Source organism: Vibrio sp. VPAP30 (genome assembly GCF_001188205.1).
Taxonomy (GTDB): Bacteria; Pseudomonadota; Gammaproteobacteria; order Enterobacterales; family Vibrionaceae; genus Vibrio; species Vibrio bivalvicida.
Map to the genome: position 1 here is coordinate 274,651 of NZ_LBLS01000026.1, position 14,876 is coordinate 289,526.

Below are 14,876 nucleotides of genomic sequence, written 5' to 3' on the forward strand. Positions count from 1 at the left end.
AGATTTATTATTGTAAGTCTTGGCTATACTTAGATATAAGTGGTCAAAAGAGAGGAGGTGCTTATGGCTGTTGTCCCAAAACACACTGACTCCCATAGTCGATACGACCCTAAACAGGAGTTAACTGCGGACCAACTTCATCGTTTTGGTAAGACCGCGCAAAAAGCGCGTGAGCGACGCAAAGAGGAGATTGAGAGAGGTACAGTGTCTGCTGTTGCCAGGGCAGCAAAAGATGCGGCCTTTAAGCCCGTTGTTACTCCAAAACGAGATAAGCGCAATACGGTGCGATATGCGGCGTGGATGTTGGTCGTGATGGCTGTTTCGCTATGGCTTATGTATATGAATGGCTAACCTTGTTTCAGTGGCGTGACGCTAGCTAACGTTGCCTTACTACCTTCCTTTATGTTAACTGGGCCGTCAACACGATAGAAGCGATATTGATTTTTGCCGCCGTGCTTAGCGGCATACATCGCTTTATCTGCACATCGAGTCAATTCAGGTAAAGTGGAGGCGTCTTCCGGATAGAGAGCCACGCCAACGCTGACTGTCAGTTTATTGATACGTTCTGATGCTTGATAGCTATGTGTAAATAATCCACAAATCCGCTTTAGAATGTTTTCAAGGTCCTGCTTCGATTTTACGTCGTAAAGCAGTAGTACAAACTCGTCCCCCGCAAATCGAGCGATAGAGTAATCATGCTTATCGGTATTGCGGTCTTTATTGCGAACATTGTTTTTCAAGCGTTTTGCAAAATGTTGGAGTACACGGTCGCCGACATCGTGACCGTAGGTATCATTGATGAATTTGAAATTATCAATATCGAGAAAAACCATTGCAGTCAAACCGTCACTGTTTTGCTTCTCTTCTAACTTTCCGAGCGCCCAGCTTTCAAAACTCCAACGATTGGCTAGACCTGTTAAGTGGTCCAGATAGGCCAGGTCTTCTATCCCCTCTTGATAAAGAAACTGAATATAGCCCATGACTTTTGAATATTGGTAAGCGTAAATATTACACAGCAAGTAAAACGTGAACAGACTAAATAGGAATATGCTCTGTGAACCGCTCGAGGCATTTGGATCAGCACTAGATAGTAACACTGCAAGTAAGATAACGCCGAAGAACCCTGTACTGATTATCGCGCTTGCTTTGAAGTCATTTGCAAATATGACGGCTGCCATAATAGGGTATAGCCACAGCAAGCGAGCATCTAAGCTTTGCCCATAAGAAAGTAGAATGGCCCCTTGAAAAACGAGCACACCACTCAATATAAGATCGCAATACTTGGGTGTGGGGTGGCGTACTAAGTAGATAATGTTGAGTGTTAGAATCAAAGAGGTCAGAAAATTAATGGCAGCGAAGAAGTAATTTTGTTCGATAAATCGAACCAAGCAGAATGTAAAAATCGTCACTAAGGAAAGGACTGAACAAAGCAAGACAACTTTGCGTTTTCTTGTCGCGCGAATGTCAGCCATTTCTTCAATCTGTTGCCCTGCGAGCTGTGGCATATCTTACCTTCACTAAAAATACAGTCTCTCAAGCAAAGTCTAGAAGAAATTTTAAAGTCTGAACGAGTAAAGAATTATTTAGAATTGAATCACTTCAGTTATCTTTATGAGCTTTGATGAGTATGTAGGTGTTACGGTCATTAACACATTAAATTTGACGCATAGGTAACTTATTGTGCTGCTGCCTAAATTTGTTTGTCCGGTAGAATATTGACACTGAAGAACCGTACGCTAATAGCTCATATTAGGTATGTAACTTTGAACTCTTATAACAAAAAAATCTATTGCTCTGATTGTGGGCTTTCGTTGAACTCTCGCCTTATCCAACTGCGCAACTGCAAGATATTCTCATTCTTTAGTTTGTTTGGTGGGCAAGCAAAATAAAACATTTGATGCGGGTTCTGTACGGGTTTACCAACCTCAACCAAATACCCTTGCTGTACGTCGTCACGAACAAAAATTCGATGAGTAACAAATACCCCCAGATGACGAATTGCTGCCTGAACGGCTTGAATAGAAGCGCCAAATTTTAAGTTGTTTGCTGGGTTAGGTATCGAGGTATTGTTTGCCTCACACCATACTTGCCAGTCATGCTTTCGTCTATCGTTGGCAGCGATGATCGCAGGATGTTTCGCAAGAAGAATCTTAGGGCAATCACTATCAGTCGCCAAGTCTGGGCTAGCTACCATGACTAGTTCATCGTCTGCGAGCTTTTCACAGTAGTACTCTTGCCAATCTTCTATGTTGCCGTGTATTACAGCGACATCAACACCTTCATCTTCCAGTACGAATGTACCAATTAGGGTGGAAATACGAACATCGAGATTTGGTGCATATTGGTTTAACTGGTTTACTCTAGGTATCCACCAATGCATGGCAAGTGAGTTGACCATATTCAGAGTTAGGCGATGTGACTGTTTATCATCAATAAGTTGGTGGGTTGCTCGGGTAATCTGCTCTAAAGCAGGAGCGATACTTTTATAGTATTGTCGCCCAGTGGCATTGAGCGTCACATGACGTCCTACTCGATTGAAAAGAGCCTGCCCTAGATACCTTTCTAACGATTTAATTGCTTGACTAATGGCAGAGTGACTGACATTAAGCGCCGATGCTGCATCAGTCATGCTGCCTGTCTCTGCGACGGCAACAAAGGCATAAAGTGATTTTATTGGGGTAGGAATTCTAGGTTTCATCTGTAAGTGTTTCTTACTGTTTGTGTCAATAATACTCGTTAGTCATTTTGGTTCAACTTCCCTAGACTTGAGATAAAGGGAGGGGATTATGTTGAACCAGTTGTACCCAGTTTTGTTTATGTTGGCTTCTACTTTTAGTTTGTCATTAACCGGGCTATTTACCAAATACTTAGGCCAATATTTTGAACCGAGTTTACTCAGCTTCCTAAGATTTATAGTGCCCTCGTTCATCATACTGGTCATAACCAGAAAGCTCTTTACACGACCGCCAGGTGCAATTGATAAGATGATTTGGATTCGTGCATTCTGTATAGCTGTCTGTCAGGTGTGCTTTATCTACTCTTTGAATCATCTTAGCTTAGTAGAGAGCGTCGTCTTGTTTGGCACAGGTCCTCTGTTTTTGCCTATGTTAGAAAGACTAATCTTTTCCACTCCGCTCAATTGGATATCGGTATGGGGGTTAATGCTGACTTTTTCTGGTGTGATTCTTTTAGCCGGGGATGTCTCTGGAGTTAACCTGCGCGTGGAGCTGTTAGTGGGGCTAGCATCAGGGTTATTTAATGCAGGTTCTCAATTAAGTCTGCATCGCATTAGTCGATCTGATATGGGCGCATTTGAAATTAACTACTGGACATTTCTATATGCGGCGATTGTATTGTCACCTTATGTTGGTTACCGTTTCTTTACCACTGAACAGATGGTTGATACGCACGGTTCTACGCCGCTCCTCCTTACTGTTGTTATATTTGGTGTTTCTTTTCTTATTATTAACACTCAAGTATTTCGCGCCAAAGCATACCGGCTGGTTGAATCGGGCTCTCAGTTAGCCCCACTGATTTTTACCAATCTAATGTTTACTACCCTATGGCAGTGGTTGTTTTATGCACAGAGCTATAGTTTCTCTCAGTTGACGGGGTTAGCGTTTATTGTGCTTGCCAATATGTTTGTAGTGTTTGCTCCTATAGTGTCTACATGGCTAAGGGAGCCATCGCTGAACCAAAGATCAAGCTAGGCAATTAATCATGTCGTTTTGGAAGAAAGTGCGCTGCCAAAGAGAGTTAAGTAAGGATTTTCCATCGACTACTGGTTTAACACGGTTATTTTTTGAACTTACCTCACGTTTTGTAAACTAACGTTTGAATTGAATGAACTCTCGCTTCCAAAATGTGTCGATTATCAATAGCGCACATTTTTAAAGGAGAGAAGAAAATGCCACATATGCACTGTCACTGCTGCGGGAAAAGCACAGCTCATAAAATTGTCATGAGACGTTGTGAAATCCAGCATGACTCGATGGTAAAAAGTATGGCGTGTTTCTTTTCAACCCTGTTTCAAGGTGCGCACTATGTGAAAATGGAAAAGCAGGCGTTTTGCCGAGTTTGTAATACGCAATCTGACGTTGTGTCGAGACAAGATGCTTTTTCAGCCGTAAAAATCGCATAGCATCACAAAAATTCTATTTCGTTCTCGCTTAGCGATAAGGTCAGTTAGGCTTTTCGCTTAAGATGATGGAACGTTTCCCGTCACTTACTATGAGCGATAAATGGATTTAGACCGAATCGACCGAGAGATACTTCGCACCTTAAACCTAAAAGGTCGACTGCCGATTGTAGAGCTTGCTAAGCAAGTTAATTTAACCACTTCTCCGTGCTCTGACCGCGTTAAGCGGCTAGAAAAAGAAGGATTTATAACTGGCTACCACGCTGAACTAAATCCGGAAAAACTTGGTCTTGATGTCCAAGTATTCATTCATATCAGACTTGATCAAACCAGCTTTTCTATTTTCGAAAAATTTGCCCAAGCGGTGGCCGATATGCCAGAGATCGAGGAGTGTTACTCCTTATCCGGAGATTTTGACACCATGATCAAAGTTAGAGTTAAAGATATGAAAGCGTATCAAAACTTTATGTCGACAAAGCTAGGTACTCTACCTGGTGTGATCCAAACCCGAAGTGAAGTGGTTATCGAAGAGCATAAGAGCAGTTTTGGTGTCAATGCCGACCTGATATCTAAGTTGTAAAAAAGGGAAGCCAATGCTTCCCTTTGCAAATCCTAGTGCTGTTAAGCAATAAACGAAGACACAACCCCAATGAGGCCACCAAATACGCCACCCCATACGACAAGCCAGCCAAGGTGCTCTTTGATCATCTTTTGTACCATCTCTTTTACCAACTTAGGTGTTAGTTCACTTAATCGTTGATCGATGATGTTTTCAACATTGGTTCGAATTTCGTCTATCATCGCGGGGGCTTCAAACTGCTCTTTTAGAGCGTCTTTGATTGTATCGCTTTGGCTCATATCGACGATGGCTTCTTTCATCTTATCCACGAACGGTTGTTTCATCGGTTGAAGTGCTTCCGTGCCACCGAACATTGCTAACATGCCGCCAAACTGGGAGTTGGCAATTACATCAACAAGTGAGTCAAAAGTTGGATTGAAGTCGATTTTCTCAATAACGGGTTCAAGATTGAGAGATTGACCACCAGTCATTTCTTTACTTAGAAATTTGTCGATATTCTCTTGGGTGAAGAATTGTTCCATCATTAGATTTTTGATCGCGGCTTTAAATTCTTCGAAACGGGCAGGAATGACTCCAGAGCCATACAATCCTGGTACTTTTTCGAACAACATGTGAATAGCCAACCAATTGGTAATCGCGCCAGAGAAAGCAAATAAGCCCGCGTAGAATGCAATTTGATTATCTACTTGATGGCCGCCCGCAAGGAGAGCGAGTGCAATGATGTTAGTAAGTAAACTCTTGTTCATGTGAGAAAAGTAGCCGATCTATTGACAATGGAGCGAAGTATATAACAAGTTGATCTTTAAACGACACTCCTTTGGTGAGAAAAGGCGTTAGCTATTCAATATCACTTTTCTTCCGTTGCTATGATGGCTCGCTTAATGTGCTCAGGAATAGACACTTTGACTTGGTTCTTGAAATCGAACATGACACATGTAGCGGTGCCGATAGTGGTTACCTTGCCGATTTTTTTGCTGACGATAACGTACTCCATAGTAAAGCGATCCTCTTTTAGTTCTGCGACTTTAGAGCCAATGATCAAAGTATCTGGGTAGGTAACTGGGATTTTGTATCGGCAATCAGTATGACCTAATACAGGGCCTATATGGTGTGTTTTTAAGTCAACGAGCAGTTCAATTTTCTTAAAGTATTCAAGGCGGGCTGTTTCAAAATAGCGAAAGTAAACCGCATTGTTAACGTGTTGAAGCGCATCCATTTCCCCCCAAGCGACGGGCACTTCGGTGATGATAGGGTATTCGGCGAGAAACTCTTCCATGTTCTTCCTCCATTGGTATGAGTAATTAGTCTAAATTGAAAGAAGAACAATGTGTTTTTGATGTTATCAATTTGTGATCGGAATTTAACTTGCGTGGCTAGACCTAGCATCGTGCTAAATCAATCGCTGGACTCTAGGGGCGCTTTAGTTATCGTAAGGAACATCATTTAGCCGCCACATCTTCAATGTATGCGGGGCATCGTCGCACTTTCCAAGCAATATTTGGTATTTAGGATCATACGGATCACCAATATAGGTTGTACGAATAAGTTCACCAGTCTTCATATCGACTTGTGTTACCGTTCTACCCTTAAAGTTTTGCAACAGAATAAACTGCTCGCTCTCATAAACGAGCTGTTCTTTGTAGAACCAAAAGGTGTCTTCGGTGTGAAGAAGCTTACATTTTAACGGCAGTGAAGAAGAGTGTTGCGCTGAGCTTGGGTTGGTCAACAGCAGCACATACAGGAGTAAAGTGCTCATTTCGTCGTCCTTATCCCACCTAAAAGTTAGATTAAGTATAGATAAAGGAGGCTCGATTGGCTGAGAGTTTTGTCGAGATGAAAATAAAGGGCATTTAAGCCCTTTACTGATTATCTAAATTGGTTATTAAGTTCGATAGCTTTTTAGAATATCGGCCAACGACACAGATGCTTGTGTTAAATTTGCCACCCCTGAAGAAGATTGCTCAGCAACATTACGAATGGTGTTGGATTGGGAGCGTATATCGCTGAGCTCTGAAGCAATATCGTTCGCAACCGCGCTTTGCTCTTCTGCTGATGTGGAGATTTGGATACTCATGTCCATTAGTGAACGGGCTGATTCAGAGATCGATTGAACATCGTTACCAATATCTGCGACCAAGTCGCTACTAGTTTGCGCTTGGCTAACCGTTTGTTCAGTAATCGAGGCGATACTGTGGGTTTCAGACTGCAGTTTTTCAATCATTGATTGGATCTCTACTGTCGCTGATTGAGTACGACTGGCTAAGGTGCGAACTTCGTCAGCGACCACGGCAAAACCACGTCCTTGCTCGCCAGCACGTGCAGCTTCAATTGCTGCGTTCAGAGCAAGTAGATTGGTCTGCTCAGAAATAGCATTGATTGTGGTGATGACCTCATTGATTTGAGTAGTGTTGTCGGTGAGGGTAGCGACTGACTCAGAGGCCTTGCCTATGTAATCGGAAAGTCGAGCAATTTCGCTAATAGCCGACTGAACTCGACCGTGGCTTTGCTCAATATGCTCTGCGTCAGTCTCAGTTTGCGATGTAGCTTGCTGAGCAATACTGGTCACTTCTTTTGCTGACGCTGTCATTTCTTCCATCGCAGTTGCGACAGAGTCGAGTGAAGAATACTGCTGGCTAATCTGAGTCTCGCTCAATTTCATTTCTTGTTCGAAAGATGAAGATGTCTCACTGAGAGTAGTTGCGTTTTCTTTTACGGTAACAACCAACTCTGTCAGAGTATCCATCGCTTTATCCAGTGCACAGCCGATGGTTCCGAATTCGTCACGGCCAGGGTGGAAACCTAAACGCGAAGTTAGGTCACCTTCACCAATACGTTGTGTGGTTGTGTAGAGTACCCAGAGAGCTCCGCCTAAGAAGGTTGCGACCCAGTAACAGAATACGGCAAAAGGTACAGCCCACAGGAAGCTCAAACCAAAGCTAGTGAGGGCCTGAGATTTGAAATCTTTTGCTTGGCTTTTCGCATTGACAACCAGTTGATATGCTTGGCCAGTTGAAGCTTGCCCGGTCACAGTAGCAATGCCGTCTTTGTACTGAGGTGCTTGTACAGAACTTACCAACGAGATATTTGGTAATTGACTGATACTTTGTACAGTCCCGACACTTAAAATTCCGTTGAGTTGTTGCTCTGCGGCGTACAGGGTACTTTGCTCGAAAGTGTTCATCTCATGGTAATATCTACCACCTGCAAGTGTCGCCACTGTAACTAAGAACAGAGCAAAAATAACCCACACCTTGTCGTTAATAGACATCTTGATAAACAAACGGTCTATCGTTCTAAATTCAACTTCTTTCATATCAGGCATCCTACTCCGTCTATGCCGAATGGCTTATTCGTCATTTTGTAAAAATATGTTTATAAATTTATCGGTCTGAGAGGAAGAATTATGAGCCTTAAGTCCCACTAATTTGTAATCATTGGGTATATTAATTCGAAAACTGTGAGAAGGATCTGAGTTTGATGACTATTTAACCTGCTAACCACCGCGACTAATTCGCTAAATTTACTGGCAAAGCGCTTCTGATTTGAGTTGGTGCCAATTTTGCTTATTTAGAGTGTCTTAAAGCAAGGAGCTATTATGGAAATAAAAACGGGCCAGTTGGACCACCCCGAAATACGTAAGCTGTTAGAGGAGCACCTAGCAGACATGAATGCAACATCACCTCCTGAAAGTGTCCATGCTTTGGATGTGAGTTCTTTACAACATGAAAGCGTGACGTTTTGGAGTGGTTGGAGGGAAGGAAAGCTCTTAGGATGTGCCGCGATAAAGCGATTGGATGATCGCCATGTAGAGATTAAATCGATGCGCACGTCATGTAAGGCGCGAAACCAAGGTGTCGCTTCGTTTATGTTGAAACACGTACTCGATTTCGTATACGAAGAGGGGTTTAAACGTATCAGTTTGGAAACGGGCTCGATGGCGTTTTTTACCCCAGCGAGAACCTTGTACGAGAAGTTTGGCTTTGGCTATTGCGAACCGTTTGGTGACTATACACCCGATCCCAACAGCCAATATATGACGTTAGAGCTGCGTCGTTAATTCTGTTCAACCATTTTGGTGCGTTGGAGAATCTGGCGTGGTGAAAAGCCTGTCACCATCATGGTGCCACTGAGTACCAACATGGTGCCCACTATGGTGTTCCACCCGATCGGTTCTTCTAATATTAGTGTTCCCCATAGTATCCCAAAAACGGGTATCAAGAATGTTACCGATAGGGCTGACGCGGCACCTTCGTCTGCGACAAGCTTGAAGTAGAGTAGGTAAGCTGCTCCTGTACATATTACGCCTAGCGCGACAACAGACAACATTTCTTGTTGAGTCGGTTCACCTCTCATGGGAATGAAAGGAAGCAGGGGCAAAATAATTAACACCGCAGCCCACATATTGCCATGTGCGTTGTCAAATGCCGCAATTCTGGGCGCGGTTTTAGTGTAGTTTGTCGCTATACCATAGCTAAATGTTGCCAAGATACTAGCGAGAATTGGGTAGACTGAATCTAGGCCGATATTGATTGCATCCACCCCGACTAAAGTAACGACACCTATAACCCCAACTAGCATTCCAAGACTTACTCTAGGTGTCACGATTGCTTTATGCCAAAAGATTCCTATGACGGCTCCCCATATTACAGCGGTTGAGTTCAATACTGACAACGTAGAGGCGTTGAGCGTTTGCGCCGCATAGGCAAACAGTAGGAAAGGAAGCGCGGTGTTAAACAGCCCAATGATCATGAAATGTTTGAAATGACAGCGGAACGCTAATTTACGCTTTAGATACAGTGAAACAAACAGCAAACTGATTGCAGCGAATCCAACCCTAAATTCAATTAAGAATGCAGGGCCGAAGGTATTAGCGGCTATGCGCATAAATAGAAACGAGCCACCCCAAATAGCGGCTAAGCAGATTAAGCGAAGAAAGCTAGCTGTACTCATCATTATTCCCTTGTTATTTGTTACGCCAATGTGAAGCAAAGTGAGGGAATAGGCAATAGTAGAAAGGATTAGAATTCCGGAAGTGGCTAATATTATATATTGTTGAGTAGCCTAAGCGGGTTGAATGCAACAAGCCCAGAGCGAACGCTGGGCTTTAAATGACTTTTAGAGTGCTATGTCAGAACGGATACCAAAATAACTCACTCTCTAAATAACGCTTTACGATCGCCATTACCACGATTGCCGTAACCATCGCGAGACAAATCTTATCGATTTTATGCAGTGGCTTAGCGCTATACCAAGTCCGAGTTGCATGTCGGCCAAAGCCGCGCAGGGTCATTGCATTAGAAATTTCATCAGCACGATCAAGGCTGGAAAAAATCAAAGGACCTAGGATTTTTGCTACGTTCTGCATGCGTTGAAACAAGGGGGTATTCTGGGAAATATCCAACCCACGAGCTTGTTGGGCATGCATGATATTAACGAAATCATTTTTCACTTCGGGCAAGTATCGCAGGGTCAAACTCACCGCATAGGCAATCTTATAAGGCACGCCAATTCTGTTTAGGCTGGCAGCAAACTCGGTTGGATGGGTAGTAAAAACAAACACCAAAGCAATCGGGAACATACTGAAGTACTTGAGTGTTACTGTGACCAAATAAAATAACGTCTCTTGGGTAAGAGAGTAATCACCAGGTAGGACGAGCAGAACGTTATGACTGCCGATGAACTCTGAGCCTTGTTGAGGTGCGAGTAAAAACATAAATAGGGAGTTAAGGAGTAGAACACTCGCCGTTCCGATCAATAAAGGTTTATACACCTTAAAAGGCACTTGAGTGAGTTTAAGAAGATAAAGGCCAGCTAAAATCAACACACTGATCATGCGCAGATCAAAGGTAGTAAGAACAACCGTGACCCAAGCCATGAATAAAGCAAACTTGGTAATTCCGTTTAACGCATGTAGCGGAGACTTGGTATCGACATAGCTAATGCCAAACTTCATTTTAGAGGCATTCATGCGACATTCTTCTCTTGTTGGATAAAGTACTGCATAAAGGCGTTTTTGTTTTCCACCTCTAAACTTTCGGCCAAATCGTAAAGGCTGGTGGTAGTTAGGTTAGCCTTATCTAATAGCTCTGGTTGGGTAAACACATCGGTCATTGGAGCATCAGCGATGAGCTTGCTGTCTGAAATGACAATCGAGCGGTGGGTATACTCCAGTACTAAATGCATATCATGAGAAATGATGATGACGGTAATACCCAATTTTTGGTTGAGCTTGCCGATGAAATCTAGCATCGATGTGTAGTTTCGGTAATCTTGACCTGCCGTTGGCTCATCCAGTATTAATAATTGCGGTTCTAACGCGAGAATTGAAGCAATCGTAACTCGCTTTTTCTGTCCGTAGCTGAGAGCCTCGATTGGCCAGTTTCTGTACTTACTGAGACCACATAACTCTAGAGTATCAAGAACTTTCTTTTCGATTTCTTGCTCTGTTAAGCCTTGGTTACGCAGGCCAAATGCCACTTCGTCAAAAATCATATGATGAGAGATCATATGATTCGGGTTTTGCATCACGACACCCATCTTCTGACTGCGTTCGAAAATGGATAAAGTGGCAATGTCTTGACCTTGAAAAGAGATAGAGCCGGAATCTTGACTCAATACACCCATGATGAGTTTAGTAATGGTTGACTTACCTGACCCATTCTTACCTAGAATAGAAACGAACTCGCCTTGCTTAATGTCAAATGAGATATCTTCAAGCGCATTTTTTTCACCGTCGTAAGAATAGGTTAATCCCTGAATGGAAAGCAGAGAGTCGCTGTTCAAACTTGTGTTGATAGGGAGAGCTTGCCACTCAGAAAACAAGGGCTTGTAAGATTCAACGGGCATTGTGCTCAGGGAAGCACAATGGTTTGCATCTACTGGGCAACAAGCCGCTTTAAGCGCTGATAAATACAAAGGTTCACGAATACCATGACTGTTTAATAGAGAAGACGAGAGGATTTCGTTTGGTGACATGTCGGCAACGATTTCACCTTGCTCCATTAAGATCACTCGATCAACGTGTCGATACAGAACATCTTCAAGGCGATGTTCGATGATGATGATGGTTTTGCCTGTCTCTTTATGCAGTTGGTCGATGATATCAATCGTTTTGCGGCCGGTTTTTGGATCTAGCGCAGCCAGAGGTTCGTCAAACAGCAACGTGTCAACATCATCAATCAAGATTCCAGCTAAAGAAACACGCTGCTTTTGCCCACCAGATAGATCATGCGGTGAGCGGTCAAGCATGTTTGCCAGTTCAACCATCTTTGCAGTGGACTGTACCAGCGGGTACATATCAAGGTTAGAAGCAAGCTGGTTTTCCAGTGCAAAGGCGATGTCTTCGCCCACACTGAGCCCAACAAACTGGCTGTCAGTATCTTGTAATACGGTGCCAATTTGTTCGGTGTAATGGTGTAGGTCTAGATCTGAGATACTTTGACTGTTTAGAGTCAACTGCCCTGAAATTTCGCCTTTGATAGCATGAGGAATCAGTCCGTTTAAGCACTGACCAAGGGTAGATTTACCACTACCACTTGGCCCGATAATGACGATTTTCTCTCCTTTCTCTATCCTTAGATTGATATGTTTTAATGTCGGTTTATCCAGTGACTCATATCTAAAAGAGAAGTCAGAAAATTCAATTGTCATTGATGATTAAGCCTCAGTCAGATTGCGGCTTTGCTTATTGCGTTTCGCAACAGATTTAAGAATAAAGTAACCCACTACGGCAATGAGTACGGTGTTGCCTGCTGCGATGATTGATAGCTGAGTGAACACTTTGGTGAAGGGTTCAGCGTAAAGAATTGTATCGAGGAAGGCCGAGCATCCATAACCGATGATATTGCCAAACAACGCGAGCACGACAAAAAGTGAAAAGTCTTTTAAATTAAAGTGACCTTCAGCTAGGCGATTTTTGGTTAAGGTTGGGAAGAAACCTAGCACAAGACCTACGATACCTGAGCCTAGTACCCATGTTAGCCAAACGCCCCATCCTGCAAAAAGGTCGGTCACCCAGTGACCAATGAATCCCACTAAAAAACCGACCATAGGGCCAAAAAGGACAGAGAATAATGCGAGGACTGCCATTGCCGGTTTTAAGGTTGTGTTGGCGAATACAGGAATGCCAAACATCGGTAATCCACCAATACCGTATAAAGCAGCACCGATCGCTATAACTACAACAGTTTTAGCCGTAAGATTCATAGATAACCCTTTGTCGAAATCTTTAAAGAACTTAGTCAATAAGCGGTTATTTTGGTTGAATTTTATACGCTTGAGACGGTGAGGCGCAGATTATACCTGCTAAGTGAAGGCATGGAAAGGTAACAGGCTAGGCGTCTGGATACCTTGTGTGCAAATGGCCAGTTGTAGCCCACTCGACGAGCAAACATTGCCCAAAGAAACCTGTTCTGTCTCTTTGGGCTAGGGGGGTACTAATGATCTAGATAGAGGTAGTTTTGCCAACTTTTCATACGAATAAGCACTTTACGCATAATTGAGACATGGGTGAACTGATCTGAGTACACCGCAACTTCAACCGCAGTACCTAAAGGTAGATGGTAGCCAGAAAGGTCGTCGGTGATCTTCAATTTGGCAAAGACTCTACCGCTTGTTTTTAGCGCTTCGGTGCCCAGTAACGCGCCTCGAGCTTGAAATTGACTCTCGCCAATAGCGGGCAGTATTTCAATCACTTCACCCTTAAACACTTTTCCTGGCAAAGCTCTAAAGAGAAACTCAGCCTTAAAGCCTGGTTGCAAGCGTTGCAGAGAGTTTTGCCTAAAGGCGGCGGTATAGAAGATCTCTTCAGTATGGACAAAGGTCATGACTGGCGCTAGTGGCAATGGGACAGCCATAACACCTGGTCTTAGAGCCAACTGTGTTGCAAAACCGTCGGTCGGTGCACGAACGATGGTTTGATCTAAGTTGAACTCTGCTTGGCGCAGCTCTTCAATCAAACGCGCAACTGTAGTGTTTTCACCACCAATCTCTGAGTCGAGGGCTAATTGAGCTTGTTCGACCTTTGCATTCGCCACATTGACTGAAGATTCCGCCGCTTTGTAGGCTTGACGTCTAGTATCTAGTTGCTGCTCAGTAAACGCGCCCTTGTCAAAACCACGTTGGTAACGATCAAACTCTCGCTTAGCTTTATCTCTTTCAGCAACGGCTTTGTTTTTTGCTGCTAAGGCTTCTTGAAGAGAAGAGTCTAACCCGAGTGCACCTTGACTGGCTTCTTTGATTTGTGCTTTTTTCTTAGCGACCTCGGCTTGATAAGGGATAGGGTCGATGGCAAACAGCACATCGCCTTGCTTAAGTTGTTTGTTCGCCTCAACCGGAACTTCAATCACTCGCCCTCGAACTCCCGAAACAATCGGAGTAGTTGAGTAAACCTGATTGCCGATCTGAGTAAATGGGTGGTTGTAGTTCATTAAAAGAATCAGGGTGCCTATCAGAACGACACCGCCTAACACTGCGGTAGGAACTGTCCATTTATTCAAAGGAATATTGAAGATTTTAAACACAGTAATACACAACGCCGCGTAAGTCAGGATGAGTAGTAAGTCCATTATTGCTCCTCCTCATTACGATCTGTGTGTAGATGGATACTTTGCTGCGAGCTAGCGTACTGCTTTAGGTCCGAAACTTCTCTTTGCAGTCGGGTGACTTGATCGATGAGTTCATCGACACGGTGATGGATATCATGTTGTTCTTCTTCAAGTCTTTTGAATCCCCAGCCTCGCTCTTTGCGCCATAAGGTGGCCCATATCCATAAAAATGGCCAAATAGCATGGAGAGTGAACAGGCTTACCCAACCCGCATAATGTATTGCATCTTGATGAGGATGCTCGCGGTCTTTGGCGATTTCATAAGGGATATCGTGAATCACGATAATGCCGTAAAAGATAACGAGTGCGACAAAGATCAACAGACCAAGTGCGAAATAATCGAGAAACATACCAACAATCCTTGTTCATTGTATTTTATACAGATAATGGTGCAGTTCTATTCAGTATAGAAATAAAATCAAACAATTAGGTTTCTTTTGCTTGATCTGGCTAGCAATAATGGCAAGGCTCGAAAATCATGGGTGAGGTCAATAGCCATCTTCACGATATAGCATAAATAAAAAACGCCTAGAGCTTAGGGCAATAGGCGTTT

At 43.4% G+C, this 14,876-nt stretch carries 17 protein-coding genes; 5 read left to right on the plus strand and 12 right to left on the minus strand.

The genetic code is table 11. The features are described 5' to 3' along the window. Window positions 1-63 precede the first annotated feature (63 nt). Window positions 64-351: a hypothetical protein gene (locus ZX61_RS11675; protein ID WP_049844793.1), complete on the plus strand. Its 288-nt coding sequence runs from the start codon at window positions 64-66 to the stop codon at window positions 349-351. Here ZX61_RS11675 and ZX61_RS11680 read toward each other — a convergent pair. Together ZX61_RS11680 and ZX61_RS11685 are read right to left on the minus strand one after the other, a co-directional pair. Next, window positions 348-1,505: a GGDEF domain-containing protein gene (locus ZX61_RS11680; protein ID WP_049844794.1), complete on the minus strand. Its 1,158-nt coding sequence runs from the start codon at window positions 1,503-1,505 to the stop codon at window positions 348-350. The two genes, ZX61_RS11675 and ZX61_RS11680, sit on opposite strands and share 4 nt — an antisense overlap. Before the next feature lie 281 nt (window positions 1,506-1,786). Continuing rightward, entirely contained in the window at window positions 1,787-2,698 is a 912-nt protein-coding gene (locus ZX61_RS11685; protein ID WP_049844795.1) for a LysR substrate-binding domain-containing protein, read from the minus strand. 88 nt (window positions 2,699-2,786) lie between these two features. On the opposite strand from ZX61_RS11685, the gene ZX61_RS11690 reads away from it, so the two are divergent. From ZX61_RS11690 to ZX61_RS11700, 3 genes are all read left to right on the plus strand, one after another. Then, window positions 2,787-3,710 carry a DMT family transporter gene (locus ZX61_RS11690; protein ID WP_049844796.1) on the plus strand — a complete coding sequence of 308 codons (924 nt, stop codon included), beginning with the start codon at window positions 2,787-2,789 and terminating at the stop codon, window positions 3,708-3,710. Window positions 3,711-3,907: 197 nt separating this feature from the next. Further along, a complete protein-coding gene (locus ZX61_RS11695; protein WP_049844797.1) occupies window positions 3,908-4,141 on the plus strand; it encodes a hypothetical protein in 234 nt (77 codons plus the stop codon). A 100-nt stretch (window positions 4,142-4,241) separates the two neighbouring features. Then, window positions 4,242-4,718: an Lrp/AsnC family transcriptional regulator gene (locus ZX61_RS11700; RefSeq protein WP_049844798.1), complete on the plus strand. Its 477-nt coding sequence runs from the start codon at window positions 4,242-4,244 to the stop codon at window positions 4,716-4,718. Window positions 4,719-4,759: 41 nt separating this feature from the next. Here ZX61_RS11700 and ZX61_RS11705 read toward each other — a convergent pair whose 3' ends face one another. The 4 genes from ZX61_RS11705 to ZX61_RS11720 form a co-directional block, all read right to left on the minus strand. Then, window positions 4,760-5,464 carry a DUF445 domain-containing protein gene (locus ZX61_RS11705; RefSeq protein WP_049844799.1) on the minus strand — a complete coding sequence of 235 codons (705 nt, stop codon included), beginning with the start codon at window positions 5,462-5,464 and terminating at the stop codon, window positions 4,760-4,762. A 101-nt stretch (window positions 5,465-5,565) separates the two neighbouring features. Then, window positions 5,566-5,994 carry an acyl-CoA thioesterase gene (locus ZX61_RS11710; protein WP_049844800.1) on the minus strand — a complete coding sequence of 143 codons (429 nt, stop codon included), beginning with the start codon at window positions 5,992-5,994 and terminating at the stop codon, window positions 5,566-5,568. Between the two features lie 144 nt (window positions 5,995-6,138). Beyond that, complete coding sequence (locus tag ZX61_RS11715; protein ID WP_049844801.1) at window positions 6,139-6,474, minus strand: hypothetical protein; 336 nt, start codon at window positions 6,472-6,474, stop codon at window positions 6,139-6,141. A gap of 126 nt (window positions 6,475-6,600) precedes the next feature. After that, the gene (locus tag ZX61_RS11720; RefSeq protein ID WP_049844926.1) at window positions 6,601-8,031 is read right to left on the minus strand and encodes a methyl-accepting chemotaxis protein; all 1,431 of its coding nucleotides are present in this window, start codon (window positions 8,029-8,031) and stop codon (window positions 6,601-6,603) included. Window positions 8,032-8,313: 282 nt separating this feature from the next. Here ZX61_RS11720 and ZX61_RS11725 point away from each other — a divergent pair, with 282 nt between their 5' ends. Beyond that, on the plus strand, window positions 8,314-8,775 hold the full coding sequence (locus tag ZX61_RS11725; RefSeq protein WP_049844802.1) for a GNAT family N-acetyltransferase: 462 nt from the start codon (window positions 8,314-8,316) through the stop codon (window positions 8,773-8,775). Here ZX61_RS11725 and ZX61_RS11730 read toward each other — a convergent pair. From ZX61_RS11730 to ZX61_RS11755, 6 genes are all read right to left on the minus strand, one after another. Then, window positions 8,772-9,668 (minus strand): DMT family transporter, encoded by an 897-nt coding sequence (locus ZX61_RS11730; protein WP_049844803.1) that lies wholly within the window; start codon window positions 9,666-9,668, stop codon window positions 8,772-8,774. The genes ZX61_RS11725 and ZX61_RS11730 overlap by 4 nt on opposite strands. Window positions 9,669-9,846: 178 nt before the next feature. Next, complete coding sequence (locus ZX61_RS11735) at window positions 9,847-10,686, minus strand: energy-coupling factor transporter transmembrane component T family protein (protein WP_049844804.1); 840 nt, start codon at window positions 10,684-10,686, stop codon at window positions 9,847-9,849. Beyond that, window positions 10,683-12,368 carry an ABC transporter ATP-binding protein gene (locus tag ZX61_RS11740; RefSeq protein WP_049844805.1) on the minus strand — a complete coding sequence of 562 codons (1,686 nt, stop codon included), beginning with the start codon at window positions 12,366-12,368 and terminating at the stop codon, window positions 10,683-10,685. The genes ZX61_RS11735 and ZX61_RS11740 overlap by 4 nt, the downstream gene beginning before the upstream one ends. A gap of 6 nt (window positions 12,369-12,374) precedes the next feature. Continuing rightward, entirely contained in the window at window positions 12,375-12,923 is a 549-nt protein-coding gene (locus tag ZX61_RS11745) for an ECF-type riboflavin transporter substrate-binding protein (protein ID WP_049844806.1), read from the minus strand. Window positions 12,924-13,153: 230 nt separating this feature from the next. After that, on the minus strand, window positions 13,154-14,284 hold the full coding sequence (locus ZX61_RS11750) for an HlyD family secretion protein (RefSeq protein ID WP_049844807.1): 1,131 nt from the start codon (window positions 14,282-14,284) through the stop codon (window positions 13,154-13,156). Then, window positions 14,284-14,673, minus strand: coding sequence for a DUF3302 domain-containing protein (locus ZX61_RS11755; protein WP_049844808.1), 390 nt, complete (start codon window positions 14,671-14,673; stop codon window positions 14,284-14,286). Before ZX61_RS11755 ends, ZX61_RS11750 begins: the two co-directional genes overlap by 1 nt. Window positions 14,674-14,876 lie beyond the last annotated feature (203 nt).

Bases quoted from the DNA above. Each gene is read 5' to 3' on its own strand.
- ZX61_RS11675 (WP_049844793.1), top strand. From the start codon at position 64: ATGGCTGTTGTCCCAAAACACACTGACTCCCATAGTCGATACGACCCT.
- ZX61_RS11680 (WP_049844794.1), bottom strand. From the start codon at position 1,505: ATGCCACAGCTCGCAGGGCAACAGATTGAAGAAATGGCTGACATTCGC.
- ZX61_RS11685 (WP_049844795.1), bottom strand. From the start codon at position 2,698: ATGAAACCTAGAATTCCTACCCCAATAAAATCACTTTATGCCTTTGTT.
- ZX61_RS11690 (WP_049844796.1), top strand. From the start codon at position 2,787: ATGTTGAACCAGTTGTACCCAGTTTTGTTTATGTTGGCTTCTACTTTT.
- ZX61_RS11695 (WP_049844797.1), top strand. From the start codon at position 3,908: ATGCCACATATGCACTGTCACTGCTGCGGGAAAAGCACAGCTCATAAA.
- ZX61_RS11700 (WP_049844798.1), top strand. From the start codon at position 4,242: ATGGATTTAGACCGAATCGACCGAGAGATACTTCGCACCTTAAACCTA.
- ZX61_RS11705 (WP_049844799.1), bottom strand. From the start codon at position 5,464: ATGAACAAGAGTTTACTTACTAACATCATTGCACTCGCTCTCCTTGCG.
- ZX61_RS11710 (WP_049844800.1), bottom strand. From the start codon at position 5,994: ATGGAAGAGTTTCTCGCCGAATACCCTATCATCACCGAAGTGCCCGTC.
- ZX61_RS11715 (WP_049844801.1), bottom strand. From the start codon at position 6,474: ATGAGCACTTTACTCCTGTATGTGCTGCTGTTGACCAACCCAAGCTCA.
- ZX61_RS11720 (WP_049844926.1), bottom strand. From the start codon at position 8,031: ATGAAAGAAGTTGAATTTAGAACGATAGACCGTTTGTTTATCAAGATG.
- ZX61_RS11725 (WP_049844802.1), top strand. From the start codon at position 8,314: ATGGAAATAAAAACGGGCCAGTTGGACCACCCCGAAATACGTAAGCTG.
- ZX61_RS11730 (WP_049844803.1), bottom strand. From the start codon at position 9,668: ATGAGTACAGCTAGCTTTCTTCGCTTAATCTGCTTAGCCGCTATTTGG.
- ZX61_RS11735 (WP_049844804.1), bottom strand. From the start codon at position 10,686: ATGAATGCCTCTAAAATGAAGTTTGGCATTAGCTATGTCGATACCAAG.
- ZX61_RS11740 (WP_049844805.1), bottom strand. From the start codon at position 12,368: ATGACAATTGAATTTTCTGACTTCTCTTTTAGATATGAGTCACTGGAT.
- ZX61_RS11745 (WP_049844806.1), bottom strand. From the start codon at position 12,923: ATGAATCTTACGGCTAAAACTGTTGTAGTTATAGCGATCGGTGCTGCT.
- ZX61_RS11750 (WP_049844807.1), bottom strand. From the start codon at position 14,284: ATGGACTTACTACTCATCCTGACTTACGCGGCGTTGTGTATTACTGTG.
- ZX61_RS11755 (WP_049844808.1), bottom strand. From the start codon at position 14,673: ATGTTTCTCGATTATTTCGCACTTGGTCTGTTGATCTTTGTCGCACTC.